Annotated in this window: 15 protein-coding genes and 1 pseudogene; 7 read left to right on the forward strand and 9 right to left on the reverse strand. The window is 72.2% G+C overall.

The features are described 5' to 3' along the window. Positions 1 to 22: 22 nt before the first annotated feature. Positions 23 to 388 carry a YbjQ family protein gene (locus SGLAU_RS18525; protein ID WP_043502903.1) on the reverse strand — a complete coding sequence of 122 codons (366 nt, stop codon included), beginning with the start codon at positions 386 to 388 and terminating at the stop codon, positions 23 to 25. A gap of 140 nt (positions 389 to 528) precedes the next feature. Here SGLAU_RS18525 and SGLAU_RS18530 point away from each other — a divergent pair, with 140 nt between their 5' ends. Next, positions 529 to 1,527 carry a DedA family protein gene (locus SGLAU_RS18530; protein ID WP_043502904.1) on the forward strand — a complete coding sequence of 333 codons (999 nt, stop codon included), beginning with the start codon at positions 529 to 531 and terminating at the stop codon, positions 1,525 to 1,527. 34 nt (positions 1,528 to 1,561) lie between these two features. On the opposite strand, the gene SGLAU_RS18535 is transcribed toward SGLAU_RS18530, so the two are convergent. Both SGLAU_RS18535 and SGLAU_RS18540 read right to left on the reverse strand, forming a co-directional pair. After that, positions 1,562 to 3,187 (reverse strand): threonine/serine ThrE exporter family protein, encoded by a 1,626-nt coding sequence (locus tag SGLAU_RS18535; protein WP_043502906.1) that lies wholly within the window; start codon positions 3,185 to 3,187, stop codon positions 1,562 to 1,564. Between the two features lie 104 nt (positions 3,188 to 3,291). Then, positions 3,292 to 3,783 carry an inorganic diphosphatase gene (locus SGLAU_RS18540; RefSeq protein WP_029381130.1) on the reverse strand — a complete coding sequence of 164 codons (492 nt, stop codon included), beginning with the start codon at positions 3,781 to 3,783 and terminating at the stop codon, positions 3,292 to 3,294. A gap of 79 nt (positions 3,784 to 3,862) precedes the next feature. On the opposite strand from SGLAU_RS18540, the gene dacB reads away from it, so the two are divergent. The 6 genes from dacB (at position 3,863) to folE (ending at position 11,646) form a co-directional block, all read left to right on the forward strand. Next, the gene (gene dacB / locus SGLAU_RS18545; RefSeq protein WP_078957772.1) at positions 3,863 to 5,446 is read left to right on the forward strand and encodes a D-alanyl-D-alanine carboxypeptidase/D-alanyl-D-alanine-endopeptidase; all 1,584 of its coding nucleotides are present in this window, start codon (positions 3,863 to 3,865) and stop codon (positions 5,444 to 5,446) included. A 249-nt stretch (positions 5,447 to 5,695) separates the two neighbouring features. Further along, the gene (locus tag SGLAU_RS18550) at positions 5,696 to 6,826 is read left to right on the forward strand and encodes a zinc-dependent metalloprotease (RefSeq protein ID WP_043502907.1); all 1,131 of its coding nucleotides are present in this window, start codon (positions 5,696 to 5,698) and stop codon (positions 6,824 to 6,826) included. Between the two features lie 193 nt (positions 6,827 to 7,019). Then, positions 7,020 to 8,078 (forward strand): tRNA lysidine(34) synthetase TilS, encoded by a 1,059-nt coding sequence (gene tilS, locus SGLAU_RS18555; protein ID WP_043502909.1) that lies wholly within the window; start codon positions 7,020 to 7,022, stop codon positions 8,076 to 8,078. A 50-nt stretch (positions 8,079 to 8,128) separates the two neighbouring features. Beyond that, positions 8,129 to 8,689, forward strand: a complete 561-nt coding sequence (gene hpt / locus SGLAU_RS18560) for a hypoxanthine phosphoribosyltransferase (RefSeq protein ID WP_043502911.1) — start codon at positions 8,129 to 8,131, stop codon at positions 8,687 to 8,689. Between the two features lie 185 nt (positions 8,690 to 8,874). Next, a complete protein-coding gene (gene ftsH, locus SGLAU_RS18565; protein ID WP_043502912.1) occupies positions 8,875 to 10,905 on the forward strand; it encodes an ATP-dependent zinc metalloprotease FtsH in 2,031 nt (676 codons plus the stop codon). A gap of 135 nt (positions 10,906 to 11,040) precedes the next feature. Beyond that, positions 11,041 to 11,646, forward strand: a complete 606-nt coding sequence (gene folE / locus SGLAU_RS18570) for a GTP cyclohydrolase I FolE (RefSeq protein WP_043502913.1) — start codon at positions 11,041 to 11,043, stop codon at positions 11,644 to 11,646. Between the two features lie 99 nt (positions 11,647 to 11,745). On the opposite strand, the gene SGLAU_RS18575 is transcribed toward folE, so the two are convergent. The 6 genes and pseudogenes from SGLAU_RS18575 to SGLAU_RS18600 form a co-directional block, all read right to left on the reverse strand. Then, positions 11,746 to 12,234, reverse strand: coding sequence for a DUF3180 domain-containing protein (locus SGLAU_RS18575; RefSeq protein ID WP_043502917.1), 489 nt, complete (start codon positions 12,232 to 12,234; stop codon positions 11,746 to 11,748). Positions 12,235 to 12,306: 72 nt separating this feature from the next. Further along, complete coding sequence (gene folK / locus SGLAU_RS18580; protein ID WP_043502919.1) at positions 12,307 to 12,918, reverse strand: 2-amino-4-hydroxy-6-hydroxymethyldihydropteridine diphosphokinase; 612 nt, start codon at positions 12,916 to 12,918, stop codon at positions 12,307 to 12,309. After that, entirely contained in the window at positions 12,915 to 13,274 is a 360-nt protein-coding gene (gene folB / locus SGLAU_RS18585; protein WP_043502922.1) for a dihydroneopterin aldolase, read from the reverse strand. The genes folK and folB overlap by 4 nt, the downstream gene beginning before the upstream one ends. A gap of 276 nt (positions 13,275 to 13,550) precedes the next feature. Further along, positions 13,551 to 14,054 carry a nuclear transport factor 2 family protein gene (locus tag SGLAU_RS18590; protein WP_043502923.1) on the reverse strand — a complete coding sequence of 168 codons (504 nt, stop codon included), beginning with the start codon at positions 14,052 to 14,054 and terminating at the stop codon, positions 13,551 to 13,553. Next, positions 14,051 to 15,046: a dihydropteroate synthase gene (gene folP, locus SGLAU_RS18595; RefSeq protein ID WP_244315237.1), complete on the reverse strand. Its 996-nt coding sequence runs from the start codon at positions 15,044 to 15,046 to the stop codon at positions 14,051 to 14,053. The genes SGLAU_RS18590 and folP overlap by 4 nt, the downstream gene beginning before the upstream one ends. Before the next feature lie 349 nt (positions 15,047 to 15,395). After that, positions 15,396 to 17,204: pseudogene (locus SGLAU_RS18600) on the reverse strand (phosphatidylglycerol lysyltransferase domain-containing protein); the annotation flags it as partial. Positions 17,205 to 17,280: the final 76 nt, after the last annotated feature.

The following is a 17,280-nucleotide window of genomic DNA, read 5'->3' on the forward strand; positions in this document are numbered from 1 at the left end:
GGGAGTCCTTCCCCCGGGCGGGCTACTCCCGGGCCAGGACCACCGCCGTGCCGTACGCGCACACCTCGGTGCCGACGTCCGCGGCCTCCGTCACATCGAACCGGAACGCCAGCACCCCGTTGGCCCCACGCGCGCGTGCCTGCTCCACCAGCCGCTCCATGGCCTGGTTGCGGGTCTCCACCAGTGTCTTGGTGAGCCCCCTCAGCTCACCTCCGACCAGCGACTTCAGGCCGGCGCCGATCTGGCTGCCCAGGTGCCGGGAGCGCACGGTGAGCCCGAAGACCTCTCCGATGACCCGCTCCACGCGGTATCCCGGCACGTCGTTCGCCGTCACCACCAGTACGTCCGACTGCGGAACCTGACCGCCGCCGTAGTCTTCGATGCCCATGCCCCACAGCTTTCTCCCACTCGGCGCACGGTGCATCCTGGAGGGGGCCGGTGGAACCCGGGGCGGGCGCGCGGCGTTGATAGCTTTGTCCGGCCGAACTGGACGCCGCACCTCCCTTCACCCCTCAGGAGCCCGGAATCGTGACGACGCTCGCTCTCGGACCCAGCTGGCTGGATCCGAACTACCTGCTCGACACCTTCGGGATCTGGGGCCTGCTCCTCATCGTCTTCGCCGAGTCCGGCCTGCTCATCGGCTTCTTCCTGCCCGGTGACTCGCTGCTGTTCACCGCGGGCCTGCTGATCACCTCCAAGCAGCTGGACTTCCCCCTGTGGGCGGCCATCGTGCTGATCTGCGTCGCCGCCATCGTCGGTGACCAGGTGGGCTACATGTTCGGCAAGAAGGTCGGACCCGCGCTCTTCACCCGCCCCGACTCCCGCTTCTTCAAGCAGGAGAACGTCACCAAGGCCCACGAGTTCTTCGAGAAGTACGGCCCGAAGTCCCTGGTCCTGGCCCGTTTCGTGCCCATCGTGCGCACCTTCACGCCGATCATCGCCGGCGTCAGCGGCATGCGGTACCGGTCCTTCCTGATCTTCAACGTCGTCGGCGGCGTCCTCTGGGGCGCGGGCGTCACCCTGCTCGGCTCCTGGCTGGGCAACATCGACTTCGTCAAGAAGAACATCGAGGCGATCCTGATCCTGATCGTCCTGATCTCGGTCGTCCCGATCATCATCGAGTTCTGGCGCGCCCGCTCCCAGAACAAGAAGGCCGCGCGGCAGGAGCCCGCCGGGACCCCGCAGCACCCGTACCGGGCCCAGCCGCAGCAGCAGCCCGCGTACCCGGTCATGGACGACGCCACCACGCAGCTGCGGCGCATCCCCCCGGCCGAGCAGCAGCAGCCGTACCCCCAGCAGAACCAGCCGCAGTACCCGCAGCAGCAGTACGGCTACGACCCGCAGGGCCACGACCAGCGCGCCTACGGCCGGCCGGCCTACGACGGGCAGGGCCACGACGAGCAGTACTCCCAGCAGGGCCACGACCAGCGGGGCCACGGCGGGCAGTACCCCCAGCAGCAGCCGCACACCGACAGCCAGTACCCGCAGCAGCAGCCCTACCCGTACGACCGGAACCAGGGCTACTGAAAGCACCCGCCCGCACGGGGCGCCGGGGCCGGCGTCAGAATCCCCGCGTCCGCTTGGCCGCCTTGCGCCCGCGGCCGGCGCCCCGCAGGAACATCCGGGACACCTCCGACCCGAGGTTCACCCCGATGGCGATGGCCATCGCCAGCGCCGCCGCCTTGGTCAGCGACCCCAGCCCCCCGTCGACATCGTTCTGCGCGATCGCCAGCAGCCCGAAGTAGGTGGCCGAACCCGGCAGCAGCGGCCCGATCGCCGCGGTCGTGTACGGCAGCGCCGACGCGTACCGGTACCGCGACATGAGCTGCCCGAACAACCCGACCAGACCCGCCGCCACCGCCGTGGAGGCCACCGGCGACAGACCGCCGGTGTAGTGCATGGCGCCGTAGACCACCCACGCGACACCGCCGTTGAGGGTCACCGCGAGCACGGTGGACCGTTCCTGCTGGAGCAGCACGGCGAACGTCAGCGACAGCAGCATCGACGCGCCGGTCTGCACCAGCGGCTGCTCCCGGCTGCCCAGCGCGGCCTCAGGGTTGAGCTGGGCCCCGAGCTGCACACCGAAGTACAGCACCACCAGCACGCCGACCACGATGCCGACGAAGAAGTACAGGACCTCCAGCAGCCGCGCCGCCGCGGTGATGTAGAAGCCGGTCAGCCCGTCCTGCACGCCCGCCACCAGCGCCCGCCCCGGCAGCAGCGCGAACAGCCCACCGGTGATCACGGCGGACGCCGCCACATCGACGTGCGCGACGGTGAGCGCCACCCCGATCGCGGCGGGCGGCATCGCGGCGACCGTGAACTGGTAGAACTCCGGCAGCCCGCGCCCAGCGCACAGCCAGGCCAGGCGGTCGCCGAGCATCGCGCCCAGCGCCGCCGCGACGAACACGATCAGGTCACCGCCGACCAGCACCGAGGCCGCGCCCGCGAGCAGCCCGCTCGCCGAGGTCAGCACCCAGGTCGGGTACGGGTGCCGGTTGCGGCGGATCTCGGCGAGCCGCCGGTAGGCCTCCTCCAGGGAGATCTGCGTCTCCGGGTCGCTGAGATCGTCGACGAGCTGGAAGACGGCCGCGAGCCGCGTGTAGTCCGTCCCCCGCCGCCGCACGGTCCGCGCCGCCGACACCGGATCGTCGACCAGGGACGGCTGGTACGAGATCGACAGCAGCGTGAAGGTGACGTTCGGCTCGCAGCGGTCCAGGCCGTACGACCGGCACACCGCGAACATCGCCGCCTCGACGTCCTCCGCGCCCTCACCGCCCGCCAGCAGCAGCTCCCCGATGCGCAGCGTCAGGTCCAGCACGCGCGGAACGGCCGGGCCGCCCTCCTCCGCCTTCTGCACCGGCTCCGGCGCGGGCCGCTCGGTCACCGGCATGCGCAGCATCGTGCGCATCCGGTCCTGCCACGGCGCGTCCTTGGTCAGGCTGACCGCCGGTATCCCGGCGGCCGGGGTGAACGCGGGCGCCTCCCGGGCGCTGTAGGTGCTGGGCGGGACGAACGCCGACCCCTCGTACTCCGCGCCCGCCGGATGCGGGACGTCCAGGCCGACGGGGAGCGCGAACTCGGACGTCGTCTCCGACTCGCTGTCCCCGACCTCGACCCCGGCGGGCGGCGTGAACGCCATCCTCGCCTCGTCCGACTGCGGCTTGCGGTCCTCCGCGTCCGTCACGTGCAGTGCTCCCTGTACGACACCTCCGGTACCCCAGTATGCGCGCACATGACGAACGGGCCGCACGCACACGCGTACGGCCCGTCTACCCAGCGAGGGGCAGGTCAGTGACCGCCCTGCTCCTTGAAGCGCTTGTAGGACCGCTCGATCTCGGCCTCGGCGTCCGTACGGCCCACCCAGTTGGCGCCCTCGACCGACTTGCCGGGCTCCAGGTCCTTGTACACCTCGAAGAAGTGCTGGATCTCCAGGCGGTCGAACTCGGACACGTGGTGGATGTCGCGCAGGTGCTCCACCCGCGGGTCCGTGGCCGGGACGCACAGCAGCTTGTCGTCGCCGCCGGCCTCGTCGGTCATCCGGAACATGCCGATCGCCCGGCAGCGGATGAGGCAGCCGGGGAAGGTCGGCTCGTCCAGGATGACCAGCGCGTCCAGCGGGTCACCGTCCTCGCCGAGGGTGTTCTCGACGAAGCCGTAGTCCGTCGGGTACGCCGTCGACGTGAACAGACGGCGGTCCAGGCGGATCCGACCGGTCTCGTGGTCCACCTCGTACTTGTTGCGCGAACCCTTCGGAATCTCGATCGTGACGTCGAACTCCACCGGTGGCTCCTCCATGATCAGCACACAGTCTTGGTGGTTAAGTGTCCCTCACGCAGGTGTGTGATCGCGAAAGGGGCTGGTGGTCGTGCCCGAGCTGAGGCCTTGGCGGGCCGTGAGGCCGCGTCTGGCGCGGATCACGGAGGCCGTACGGCCCCGTCTCGCCCGTGCCGTCGAGGCGACGGGGCCGCGGGTCGCGCGGCTGGCGCGGGCCGCGTCACCGCAGGTCACGCGGATCACGCGGGTGAAGACCTGGCAGTACACCGCGGGTGCCGCCACCGCCGGTCTGGCGCTGGCCGCCGGCGTGGTGACCGCCGCGGGGCCCTGGGACTCGGGCCAGCGTACGGCCGAGCGCGACCGCGCGGCCGCAGCCGGACAACCGGGTGGCGCATCTCACGGCGGCTCCGGCCGGGGCGGCGCGAACGGCACCGGACCCCGCCCCGCCCCCAGCGCCGCGTCCGTGCTCACCGGACTGGGCGGGGTGACGGCCGCCGGGCTCCCGGACCGCGAGGCCCTCGCCGACGTCCTGGACCCGCTCCTCGCGAGCGGCGCGCTCGGCGGGCGCCGGTCCGCCGCGGTCGTCGACGTCGCCACCGGCACCCGGCTCTACGCCACCGGCGCCGACCAGGCGCTCACCCCCGCCTCCACCACCAAGATCGCCACCGCCGTGGCCGCGCTGTCCGCCCTCGGCGCCGACCACCGCCTGGACACCCGCGCCGTCTACGAACCCGACACCGAGGAACTGATCCTGGTCGGCGGCGGCGACCCCACCCTCACCGCCGACCGCGACGCCGAGGGCCGCGCGAGCCTGCGCACCCTCGCCGCCCGCACCGCCGCCGCGCTGGAGAAGCGGGACGTCCGCGCGGTGACCCTGTCGTACGACACCACCCTGTACGCCGGCGACGACCTCCACCCCATCGGCGTCAACGACAACATCGCCCGCGTGACCGCCCTCATGGCCGACGAGGCCCGCACCGACGGCTCCACCAGCGGACCCGCCCCGCGCCACGCCGACCCCGCCGCCGAGGCCACCCGCACCTTCGCGGACCTCCTGGCCGCCGAGGGCATCGAGACCACACCGCCCGGCCCGTCCAAGGCCACCGGCCGCGCGCAGACCCTCGCCACCGTCTCCTCGCCCCCGCTGTCCGCGCTCGTCGAGCGGATGCTGACCCACAGCGACAACGACCTCGCCGAGGCCCTCGCCCGGCACACCGCCCTCGCGACCGGCGAGCGCGCCGACTTCGCCGGGGCGGGCCGCGCCGTCGAGCGGCGGCTGAAGAAGCTCGGCCTGCCCACGCGAGGCGCCGTCATCAAGGACGGCAGCGGCCTGAACCGCGACGGCAGACTGACGGCCGCCCTGCTCACCCGGCTCCTCACCGAGGCCGCCGACCCCGCCCGGCCCGAGCTGCGCGCGACCCTCACCGGGCTCCCCGTGGCCGGCTTCACCGGCACCCTCACCGGCCGCTACGGCGACGGCGCGGCGGGCCTCGTACGCGCCAAGACCGGCACCCTGACCGGAGTGAACGCCCTCGCGGGCACCGTGGTCGACGCGTCCGGCCGCGTCCTCGCCTTCGCCTTCCTCGGCTCGGACACCACCGACCCGGTTGCGGCCCAGACGGCCCTGGACCGCGCGGCCACCGCCCTGGCGGAATGCGGCTGCGGCTAGGGGTTTGTCGTTCGGATCATCCCGGCGTCGCGGGGTCCGGCACGCGATCTGCCGCGTTGTCGTCACTCGCCGAAGCTCCGCTTCAGCTGCACGTACCGGACCCCGCTCGGGTCGGTCGGAAGGCGCGTTCACGGCAGGCGGCTGCTCATCGAGCGTGTCCGCACAGTCCGCCCGGGTGCCGGGCGACCGGCTCCGCCCCCGGTCGCGCACGCCCTGCCCCCGCGGGGACCCCTCACGTACGGTTGACACATGACGAGCATCGGTGGCACCGCACCCGGCATGGTCGACTGGAACCTCGCGGTGGCGACCGCGACCCGGCTCGTACGGCCGGGCCCGGAGGTCAGCCGCGACGAGGCCCGCGCCGTCGTCGCGGAACTGCGCCGGCACGCCAAGGCCTCGGAGGAACACGTCCGGGGCTTCACCCGGATGGGCACCGAGGACACCCACGACACACCCGTCCTCGTCGTCGACCGCCCCGGCTGGGTCCGGGCCAACGTCGCCGGCTTCCGCGAGATCCTCCGGCCGCTGCTGGAGAAGATGCAGGAACGCCGCGGCAGCAGCCCCGGCGGAGCGGTCCTCGGCGCGGTCGGCGGCAAGGTCACCGGCGTCGAGCTGGGCATGCTGCTGTCCTTCCTGGCCTCCCGCGTCCTCGGCCAGTACGAGACCTTCGCCCCCGCCACCCGCGACCTCCCCGCCGGTGCGGCCGGCGGCGGCCGGCTGCTGCTCGTCGCCCCGAACATCGTCCACGTCGAACGCGAACTCGACGTACCCCCGCACGACTTCCGGCTCTGGGTGTGCCTGCACGAGGAGACCCACCGGACGCAGTTCACCGCCGTGCCCTGGCTGCGGGACCACCTGGAGGGTGAGATCCAGTCGTTCTTGGCGGAGACCGACGTCGACCCCATGACCGTCCTCGAACGTGTCCGCGAAGCCGCCCAGACGCTCGCCGGCGGCCGCCCCGAGGCCGAGGAGGACGACGGCGGGCGGTCCCTGGTCGAGCTCGTGCAGACCCCCGCCCAGCGGGAGATCCTGGGCCGCCTCACCGCCGTGATGTCCCTCCTGGAGGGCCACGCCGACTTCGTGATGGACGGCGTCGGCCCCGCGGTCGTCCCGGCCGTCGGCGAGATCCGCGAGAAGTTCCAGCAGCGCCGCGCCAAGGGCGCCTCCCGCCTCGACCTCGCCCTGCGCAAGCTCCTCGGCCTCGACGCCAAGCTGCGGCAGTACCGCGACGGCGAACGGTTCGTCCGGGCCGTCGTCGACCAGGTCGGCATGGACGGCTTCAACCACGTGTGGACCTCCCCGAACACCCTGCCCACCAAGGCGGAGATCGCCAAACCGGCGGACTGGATCGCACGGGTGCACCGCCGGAGCGAAACCTGACACCGGGTGAGACGGTCGCGAACCGAAACCGGCCGACGGCAGACGGACGCCCCTCCAATCACCCGTCCGAGGGAGCGTGAGCGTCGCAGAGGCGTGCAATGCTCGGGGAACGGCCCGGTTCTGTCACCATCTACACACTCTCAGTGACCGACTCGGGCTCACCCCCCGGAAAACTTCATGAAGGGAACCGGACATGGGTCCCCATCCTGCGGTCGCGGCGATACGCCTGGCGGTCCGCCGCGTCCTTCACGACATCCTCAACGACCACAGCCTCCCCCAGCAGGCCGGGGCCGCGCTCCCCACGGGCACCCCGCCCCGCTCCGGCGCAGAGGCCCCGTCCCCGCCGCTCGTCCTCGTCGCCTGCTCCGGCGGCGCCGACAGCATGGCCCTCGCCTCCGCCCTCGCCTTCGAAGCGCCCAGACTCGGCATCCGCGCGGGCGGCGTCACCGTCGACCACGGCCTCCAGCCCGGCTCCGACCTGCGCGCCGCGGAGGTCTGCCTGCGCCTGCGCGAACTCGGACTCGACCCCGTCGAGTCCACCGCCGTCACCGTGGGCCGCGAGGGCGGCCCCGAAGCCGCCGCCCGCGACGCGCGGTACGCCGCGCTGGACCACGCCGCCGAACGCCACGGCGCCGCCGCCGTCCTGCTCGGCCACACCCGCGACGACCAGGCCGAGACCGTGCTCCTCGGCCTCGCCCGCGGCTCCGGCATCCGCTCGCTGTCCGGAATGGCCGCGGTCTCGGGGGCCGGCGGCCGTTACCGGCGCCCCTTCCTCGAACTCGACCGGCAGACCGCCCGCAAGGCCTGCATGATGCAGTCCCTGCCCGTCTGGGACGACCCGCACAACGCCGACCCGGCCTACACCCGCTCCCGGCTGCGCCACGAAGGACTGCCCGCCCTGGAGAAGGCCCTCGGCAAAGGCGTCGTCGAAGCCCTCGCCCGGACGGCCCAGCTCTCCCGCGACGACGCCGACGCCCTCGACACCTGGGCCCGCCAGGCCGAGGCCACCGTCCGTGACGCCGCGGGTCTCCTGGAGTGCGCCAAGCTCTACGCCCTGCCGCCCGCCGTACGCCGCCGGATCCTGCGCCGCGCCGCCATCGAGGCCGGCGCACCGGCCGGTTCCCTCTTCGCCCGCCACATCGAGGAAGTCGACCGGCTGATCACCGGCTGGCGCGGCCAGGGCGCCATCAACCTGCCCGGCAAAGTCGTCGCCCAGCGGCAGGGTGGCAGACTGGTGATTCGGCAAGGCTGAACGCCGGCCCCCGCCACGGGGGCCGACAGCCGGTGGGACGACCGAAAGTGATGCGGGTGGACGCGAAAGACATGGGTGCCGACCTCCAGCAGGTGCTCATCACCAAGGAAGAGATCGACGCCAAGCTGACCGAACTGGCGGCGAAGATCGACGCGGAGTACGAGGGCAAGGACCTGCTGATCGTCGGCGTGCTCAAGGGCGCGGTGATGGTCATGGCCGACCTCGCGCGGGCGCTGTCCACCCCCGTCACCATGGACTGGATGGCCGTGTCCTCCTACGGCGCGGGCACCCAGTCCTCCGGCGTGGTGCGGATCCTCAAGGACCTCGACACCGACATCAAGGGCAAGCACGTCCTGATCGTCGAGGACATCATCGACTCCGGCCTGACTCTGTCCTGGCTGATCAACAACCTCGGCTCCCGCGAGCCCGCCTCGCTGAAGGTGTGCACGCTGCTGCGCAAGCCGGACGCCGCCAAGGTCGCCATCGACGTCGAATGGGTCGGTTTCGACATCCCCAACGAGTTCGTCGTCGGCTACGGCCTGGACTACGCCGAGAAGTACCGCAACCTGCCGTTCGTCGGCACCCTGGCGCCCCACGTCTACGGCGGCTGAGCCGCCGGGGGCGCCCTTCGCGGGGAGATCGGGAACCCCGGCGGGCCGCACGCCGTTGGAGCATGCAGACGGGAATGCCAGCCGTCCTGCGCCGCTTCGGGCGACAATGCTGGGGTACCGTCAGAAGAACTGTCTTTATCAAACTCACTATGGCAGGAGGGACGGGGCGGCACCGCTCCGTATGGATGGACGTGAAGCGATACTTCCGTGGGCCGGTCATGTGGATCGTGCTGGCCGTCCTTGCCGTGGTCGTGTTGATGCAGGTCGTCGGCTCGTCCGGCGGCTACAAGACGGTGGACACGGGCCAGGTCGTCCAGGCGATCAATGACAACAAGGTCGAGCAGGCCAAGCTGACCACCGGCGACGAGCAGATCATCAAGGTCCAGCTCAAAGACGGTGTGAAGATCGAGGGCAGCTCGAAGATCCAGGCGAGCTACATCGGCGACCAGGGCGTGACCATCGCCAGCACGCTGCAGAACAAGTACCAGGAAAAGCAGATCCCGGACGGCTACACGGTCTCGCCGTCCAAGCAGAACCCGATCGTCGGGATCCTGCTCTCCCTGCTGCCCTTCGTCCTCATCGTCGTCGTCTTCCTGTTCCTGATGAACCAGATGCAGGGCGGCGGCTCCCGAGTGATGAACTTCGGGAAGTCGAAGGCCAAGCTCATCACCAAGGACACCCCCAAGACGACCTTCGCGGACGTCGCGGGCTCCGACGAGGCCGTCGAGGAACTGCACGAGATCAAGGAGTTCCTCCAGGAACCGGCGAAGTTCCAGGCCGTCGGCGCCAAGATCCCCAAGGGCGTCCTGCTCTACGGCCCGCCCGGCACCGGCAAGACCCTGCTCGCGCGTGCCGTCGCGGGCGAGGCCGGCGTGCCGTTCTACTCGATCTCCGGCTCCGACTTCGTCGAGATGTTCGTCGGTGTCGGTGCCTCCCGCGTCCGCGACCTCTTCGAGCAGGCCAAGGCGAACGCCCCGGCGATCGTCTTCGTCGACGAGATCGACGCGGTCGGCCGCCACCGCGGCGCCGGCCTCGGCGGCGGACACGACGAGCGCGAGCAGACCCTGAACCAGCTCCTCGTCGAGATGGACGGCTTCGACGTCAAGGGCGGCGTGATCCTCATCGCCGCGACCAACCGGCCCGACATCCTCGACCCGGCCCTCCTGCGCCCGGGCCGCTTCGACCGCCAGATCGCGGTCGACCGCCCCGACATGCAGGGCCGCCTGGAGATCCTCAAGGTCCACCAGAAGGGCAAGCCGGTCGCCCCGGACGTCGACCTCTCGGCCGTCGCCCGCCGCACCCCCGGCATGACCGGTGCCGATCTCGCCAACGTCCTGAACGAGGCCGCCCTGCTGACGGCCCGCAGCGACCAGAAGCTGATCGACAACAAGATGCTCGACGAGGCCATCGACCGCGTCGTGGCGGGCCCGCAGAAGCGGACCCGGATCATGTCCGACAAGGAGAAGAAGATCACCGCGTACCACGAGGGCGGTCACGCCCTGGTCGCGGCGGCCTCACCGAACTCCGACCCGGTCCACAAGATCACCATCCTGTCCCGCGGGCGCGCCCTCGGCTACACGATGGTGCTCCCGGACGAGGACAAGTACTCGACCACGCGCAACGAGATGCTCGACCAGCTCGCCTACATGCTGGGCGGCCGGGCGGCCGAGGAACTGGTCTTCCACGACCCGACCACCGGCGCCGCCAACGACATCGAGAAGGCCACCAACCTGGCCCGCGCGATGGTCACCCAGTACGGCATGACGGAACGCCTCGGCGCCATCAAGTTCGGCGGCGACAACACCGAGCCGTTCCTCGGCCGCGAGATGGCGCACCAGCGCGACTACTCGGAAGAGGTCGCCGCGCTGGTCGACGAAGAGGTCAAGAAGCTCATCGAGACCGCGCACAACGAGGCCTGGGAGATCCTGGTCGAGAACCGCGACGTGCTCGACAACCTCGTTCTCCAGCTGCTGGAGAAGGAGACCCTGGGCAAGGAGGAGATCGCCGAGATCTTCGCCCCGATCGTCAAGCGCCCGCCGCGGCCCGCCTGGACCGGCTCCTCGCGGCGCACGCCGTCCACCCGCCCGCCGGTGCTCTCCCCCAAGGAGCTGGCACTGACCAACGGCGCCAACGGCGCGTCGGCGGCGATCACCGCGAAGTCCACGGCCACCGAGTCCGCGCCGGACCCGGTCCAGGAGGACCGGACCGACAGCTGACCCGCCCGGGAGCCGCCCCGGCGGCCCCACCAGGCCCGGAATGAATGCCGCGCCCACCAGGTTCTAGCCTGGGGGCGCGGCATTCCGCCATTTCCGGCCGCCGGGAATGCACGACACACAGGAACGAGGCACCACATGACCGACCCCGTGACGCTGGACGGCGAGGGCACCATCGGCGAGTTCGACGAGAAGCGCGCCGAGAACGCCGTACGCGAACTCCTGATCGCGGTCGGCGAGGACCCGGACCGCGAGGGCCTCCGCGAGACGCCGGCGCGGGTGGCGCGGGCGTACCGGGAGATATTCGCCGGGCTGTGGCAAAAGCCGGAGGACGTGCTCACGACGACGTTCGACCTCGGTCACGACGAGATGGTGCTCGTGAAGGACATCGAGATCTACTCGACCTGTGAACATCATCTGGTCCCGTTCCGGGGCGTGGCCCACGTCGGGTACATCCCGTCCACCAGCGGGAAGATCACGGGCCTGTCCAAGCTGGCCCGGCTCGTGGACGTCTACGCCCGCCGCCCCCAGGTGCAGGAGCGGCTCACCACGCAGATCGCCGACTCCCTGATGGAGATCCTGGAGCCGCGCGGCGTGATCGTGGTCATCGAGTGTGAGCACATGTGCATGTCGATGCGTGGCATACGCAAGCCCGGAGCGAAGACCATCACCTCGGCGGTCCGCGGCCAGCTCCGGGACGCGGCGACCCGCAACGAGGCGATGAGCCTGATCATGGCGCACTGAGCGTACGGCGAGCAGAACGCCCCTGGGCGCCCGTGCGGTGCGCCGATCGCGCAACGCGCGCGACCCGGCCGTTCGCGCCCGGACCGGGCCGCCAGGTGGTCAGGCCGCCGGTGCCGTGCCCGGGCCGCCCGGTTCGTCGTCCTCGGGGAGTCTGCAGACGCGCTCCAGGAAGATGGCCGCCGCTATCACGGCGATGCCCGCGAGGACCGAGAAGCCGGCGTAGATGGCCTGGTCGCGGCGGGCGGGGATGTCGAGGGACTCCAGGAGGACGACGCCCGTGCCGCCGTACATGCCGGCGACGAGGGCGGCGACCAGGGCGCTGGCCTGGCCGAAGACGACCGCGCGGGCCGCCATCAGCGGGTCGACGCCCTTGGCTTCGGGACGGCGCTCGCGCTGGGCCTTCAGCCGGGCGCGCAGGGAGAGCGCGGTGGCCAGGAGGACCACGGCGATCAGGGCCAGGACGATGGGCGCTGCCAGGGGGACGCTCGGCAGGGTGCCGAACGAGCTCCACAGGCGGGCGCCCGCCCAGGAGAGCACTCCGGCGACGACGAACACGGCGGCCAGCACCCTGATGCGCAGCTCTCTCACGGTGTCCCTTCGGCTTCCCGGGTGTCCGGCCTGGCGGATCTCCCCGACGGTGGGTCGTGTCGACCTTAACGACTACTCGGGCAGCCGGAGTTCCAGGTCGGCGCGGGGTGCGACCCCTTCGCGGGTGACGGTGCCGAGGAGACCCGCGACGGAGCCGCGGCCGGGCAGCTGGGCGTCGGGGTCGACGTCGTGCCAGGGGGCGAGGACGAACGCGCGTTCGTGGGCGCGGGGGTGGGGGAGGGTGAGTTTGGGGTCGTCGGAGACCAGGTCGGCGTAGGCGACGATGTCGACGTCGAGGGTGCGCGGGCCCCAGCGTTCGTCCCGCACCCGGTTGAAGGCCTCCTCGACGGCGTGGGCGCGTTCCAGCAGGGAGGAGGGCGGCAGGGTGGTCTTCACCACCACGACGGCGTTGAAGTAGGACGGCTGGGTGCCGGGCTCGACGCCCCACGGCTCGGTCTCGTAGACGGGGGAGACCGCCTTGATCCGTACGCCGGGCGTGTCCTCCAGGGCGTCGACGGCGCCCTGGAGGGTCTCCAGGCGGTTGCCGAGGTTGGAGCCGAGGGAGAGCACGGCGCGTTGCGGGTTGTGCAGGGTGGTGTCGGCGGCGTCGACCTTCTCGACGACGGCGGCGGGCACCGGCTGGACGGTCGGGTCGGTGGGACCCTGCGTGAAGGACGGGGTCATACTCGGCTCCGGGTGATGGTGACGGTCACGTCGTCGAAGGGGACGGTGATCGGTGCGTCCGGCTTGTGGACGCAGACCTCGACCTCCTGGACTCCCTCGTGCTTCAGACAGGCCTGGGCGATGCGCTCGGCAAGCGTCTCGATGAGGTTGACGGGCTCGCCTTCGACGACGGCCACGACCTCCTCCGCCACGATGCCGTAGTGCACGGTCTTCGCCAGGTCGTCGTCGGCCGCGGCCGGGCGGGTGTCCAGGCCCAGGACGAGGTCCACGATGAAGGTCTGGCCTTCCTCGCGTTCCTTGGGGAACACACCGTGGTGCCCGCGGGCCTTCAGGCCGCGCAGCGCGACACGATCCACGCGAATCACTCCTGCAGTCGTCGGTTGCGGCCGGTCCGTGCCGTGTGCGGGCGGCACACCGGCCTCGGACGAATCTACCTGCGGGCACGGACAGCACCGGGCCACGGGGGCGTGACCCGGCCGGGCCAGGAGGGCCGGGTGTGCGTTCCTCCTGGTGAATCCGGCTCACGGGCTGGTAGCCGCCCCTACCCGACACGTCGTGATTCCAACCACTCCTTGGTCCCTTCGGGCCCTCTTCCGGTGCGTCCGGGACCCTCTTGGGTGGCTGTTACCCGCTCAGGCGGGGGTGTCGTCGCCCTCGGCGTCGTCGGTTTCGGTCAGGACGGGCGAGGCGTGGTGCGACCAGAGTTTCCAGCCGTCGGACGTGCGCCGGTAGATGTTGGTGGCGACCACGAGCTGGCCCACGAGCGGGCCCAGCTCGTCGCCGTCGTCGGGGGCGGGGCCGCCGCTGAGGATGTTCTCGGTGCAGGTCACCAGGGCGGTGTCGCCGGTGACGGAGACATGGACGTCGGTGAGGAAGAACTGGATGTAGTCGGTGTTGGCCATGATCAGCGCGTACGACCGCAGCACCTCGCCGCGGCCGGTGAGCACCGGCCAGCCGGGGTGTACGCAGGAGATCACGCCGGTGTCCGCCGGGTCGTGGTACGTCTCGTCGACGCCCAGGTCGGACGGGGTGAGCCAGAGGCGGGAGACGGTCTCGAAGTCGCCGCGCTCCAGTGCCTCGTAGAAGGCGGTGTTGGCGAGTTCGACCTGCTCGACGTCGGTGTGGGGAGCGCTCACCGGGTTCCTTCGGAGGTGTGTGCGCCGGCGGAGGTGATGTCGACGGGGCGCGCTTCGGGGGTGCAGGCGCCGGGCGTGTGCGCGGTGCCGTACGTCTGGTGTGCGGGGGCCGCGACCGGCGGATGTCCGGCCGTACGCGCTCCTTCCACGGCGCGTGCGACGCGTACCGCGTCCGCGGTCGCGCGCACCTCGTGCACCCGCACCGCCCATGCGCCGGCCTGCGCCGCGAGCGCGGAGACGGCGGCGGTCGCCGCGTCGCGTTCCCGCGCGGGCGGCGGGGCGCCGTCCGGTCCGGCGAGCACCCGCCCGAGGAACCGTTTGCGGGAGGCGGCGACGAGCAGCGGGTGGCCGAGGCCGCGCAGCCGGTCCAGGTGGGCGAGCAGGGCCAGGTCGTGCTCGGCGTCCTTGGAGAAGCCGAGGCCGGGGTCGACGACGATCCGGTCGGCGGCGATGCCGCCCGCGAGGACGGCCTCCACGCGCGCGTGCAGCTCGTCGACGACCTCGGTGACGACGTCGGCGTAGACGCCCCGGACGTTGCCGCCCTGCAGGAAGCCGCGCCAGTGCATGACGACGAAGGGGGCGCCCGCGTCGGCCACGACCGGGACCATCGCCGGGTCGGCGAGGCCGCCGCTGACGTCGTTGACCAGGGCGGCGCCCGCCGCGAGGGCCTGTTCGGCGACCGAGGCGCGCATGGTGTCGACGGACACGACGACGCCTTCGGAGGCCAGTCCGCGGACGACGGGGACGACCCGCCGCAGCTCCTCCGCCTCGTCGACCCGGGTGGCGCCGGGGCGGGTGGACTCGCCGCCGACGTCGACCAGGTCGGCCCCCTGGGCGACCATCTCCAGGCCGTGCTTGACCGCGGCGGTCGTGTCGAACCAGCGGCCGCCGTCGGAGAAGGAGTCGGGCGTCACGTTCACCACGCCCATGACCGCGCAGCGGTCCCAATCCGGAAGGCCTGTGATGTGCCCGCGTCCGCTCTGGTTGCTCATACGTTCAGCGTAGGCCCCCGCGGGCGTGCGGCTCTTCACGTCGGGCGGCCCGGACGGAAGCCCTCCGGGGGGAGGAGGGGGGCGGGCCGCCGTCCGGGCCTGTCCTGGGGGCCGTGCCGCGCCGTCCAGCGCGTCAGGCCGCGTGGACCTCGCGCTTCTCGGCCGGGGAGACCTCGCGCTCCTGGGCCGGGGCGACCTCGTGTTCCCCGGCCGCGGGGACCTGGTCGCCGGCCGGGCGGGTGCCGGGTGCCGGCGCCGGGCGGGCGTCCTGTCCGTGCGCCGTGCGGGCCTTGTGCCCCGGGGCCGGGCGGACGTCCTGGGCACGCGCCGCGCGGGCGTCCCCCTCGCCCGCCGGCCGGGCGGTCGCGTCCCGTACCGCGTGGACGCACGGGCGGGGCACGGGCCGGCGGCGGCGCAACGGGCGCGGCAGCAGCTCGGCGGGGTCGAGGAAGCCCTCGGCCTGCATGGCCGCGAAGCCGATGCGCGGCAGGTCGGCGGAGGCGCGGTAGACGACGAACCTCGGCTCCCAGCGTGGCCGGAACTTGGCGTTGAACTTGTACAGGGACTCGATCTGGAACCAGCGGGACAGGAAGAGCAGCAGCCCCCGCCAGGCGCGCAGCACCGGCCCCGCGCCGATCTTCTCGCCGCGGGCCAGCGCCGAGCGGAACATCGCGAAGTTGAGCGACACGCGCGCGATGCCGAGCTCCGGGGCGGCCTGGAGGGCGGCGACGATCAGAAGTTCGTTCATGCCGGGGTCGGCCGAGCGGTCGCGGCGCATCAGGTCCAGAGAGACGCCGTCGGTGCCCCAGGGCACGAAGTGCAGGACGGCCTTCAGGTCGCCGTACGGACCCGGCTGGGCCTCGTCCTTGTGCGCGGTGGCGATCAGGCAGTCGCCGTCGGCCGGGTCGCCGATGCGGCCCAGCGCCATGGAGAAGCCGCGTTCGGTGTCGGTGCCGCGCCAGTCGTCGGCGGCCCGGCGGATCCGCTCCAGTTCGGCCGCGTCCAGGTCACGCACGCGTCGTACCCGGGTCCGGTAACCGGCGCGCTCGATGCGCTTGACCATCTGGCGCACGTTGCGCATCGCACGGCCGGCGAGGGAGAAATCCGGGACGTCCACCACCGCCTCGTCGCCCAGTTCGAGGGCGTCGAGACCGGTCTCGCGGGTCCACACCTCGCCGCCGGTCTCGGAGCAGCCCATCACGGCGGGCGTCCAGGAGTGGGCGCGGGCCTCGTCCATGAAGCGTTCGATGGCGCCGGGCCAGGCCTCGACGTCGCCGATGGGGTCGCCGCTGGCGAGCATCACCCCGGACACCACGCGGTAGGTGACCGCGGCCTTGCCGCTGGGCGAGAAGACGACGGCCTTGTCGCGGCGCAGCGCGAAGTGGCCGAGCGAGTCGCGCCCGCCGTGCTTGTCGAGCAGGGCCCGCAGCCGGACCTCGTCCTCCGGGGTGAGCCGCGCGGCCGGGTGCTCGGGGCGCAGGGCGAGGTAGGCCGTGGTGACGGCGGTGAGCAGGCCGAGGGCGCCCAGGGAGAAGCCGACCGTCCACGAGGTGTTGCCGCGGTAGCCGACCGGGCCCTCGAAGCCGAACAGGCCGTACAGGACGTGCGTCAGCCGGTCGGCCAGGCTGGGGTCGCCGACCATGCGGCCGGGGTGGGCGCCGACGATGACCAGGCCGAGGGCGAGGGAACCGGCGCTCATCAGCACGAAGTTGGCGAGGGCGCGCCACCGGCTGCGCGGGTCGGGCAGGGCGGCGAACTGGTCGCGGTGGCGCAGCAGCACCGCGAGCAGGGCGAGGGAGATCAGCACGCCGAGCACGGAGTGCCGGTAGGCGAACTGGGCGGCCGCGCCGGCCGGCAGCAGGGCGACGGCGGCCCGCCAGGCGCGGCGTTTGCGGCGCTTCAGGCCGTGTGCGAGCAGCAGCAGCAGCACACCGGCGCTGAGCGCGAGTGCCGCCGCGAACGGGCCGAGCGCGCCGGGCAGCACCTCGGCGAGGGCGTGCATCCTGCTGTACCGGAAGCGCGGGAAGACGCCCGCGGCGATGTCCAGCAGTCCCACGAGGGCGCACGCCCTGGCGACGAGGACGGGCACGGCCTCCGGTCGCGGGCCGCGCAGCAGTCGGCGCGCCCGGCTCGGCCCGCCCGGAACCCCATCCGACATTTCCCCATCTTGCCTGACAGACATCGCATCCCGTGGTTCTGCGAGAGAGCTTGGATCCGGTGCCGATTCGGGCATC

It is taken from the genome of Streptomyces glaucescens (assembly GCF_000761215.1).
GTDB lineage: Bacteria > Actinomycetota > Actinomycetes > Streptomycetales > Streptomycetaceae > Streptomyces > Streptomyces glaucescens_B.

Coding starts and splice junctions, on each gene's coding strand:
- folP (WP_244315237.1), bottom strand. CDS start 15,046: ATGAGCAACCAGAGCGGACGCGGGCACATCACAGGCCTTCCGGATTGG.
- hpt (WP_043502911.1), top strand. CDS start 8,129: ATGCGGGTGGACGCGAAAGACATGGGTGCCGACCTCCAGCAGGTGCTC.
- folK (WP_043502919.1), bottom strand. CDS start 12,918: ATGACCCCGTCCTTCACGCAGGGTCCCACCGACCCGACCGTCCAGCCG.
- tilS (WP_043502909.1), top strand. CDS start 7,020: ATGGGTCCCCATCCTGCGGTCGCGGCGATACGCCTGGCGGTCCGCCGC.
- SGLAU_RS18550 (WP_043502907.1), top strand. CDS start 5,696: ATGACGAGCATCGGTGGCACCGCACCCGGCATGGTCGACTGGAACCTC.
- ftsH (WP_043502912.1), top strand. CDS start 8,875: ATGGACGTGAAGCGATACTTCCGTGGGCCGGTCATGTGGATCGTGCTG.
- SGLAU_RS18525 (WP_043502903.1), bottom strand. CDS start 388: ATGGGCATCGAAGACTACGGCGGCGGTCAGGTTCCGCAGTCGGACGTA.
- folE (WP_043502913.1), top strand. CDS start 11,041: ATGACCGACCCCGTGACGCTGGACGGCGAGGGCACCATCGGCGAGTTC.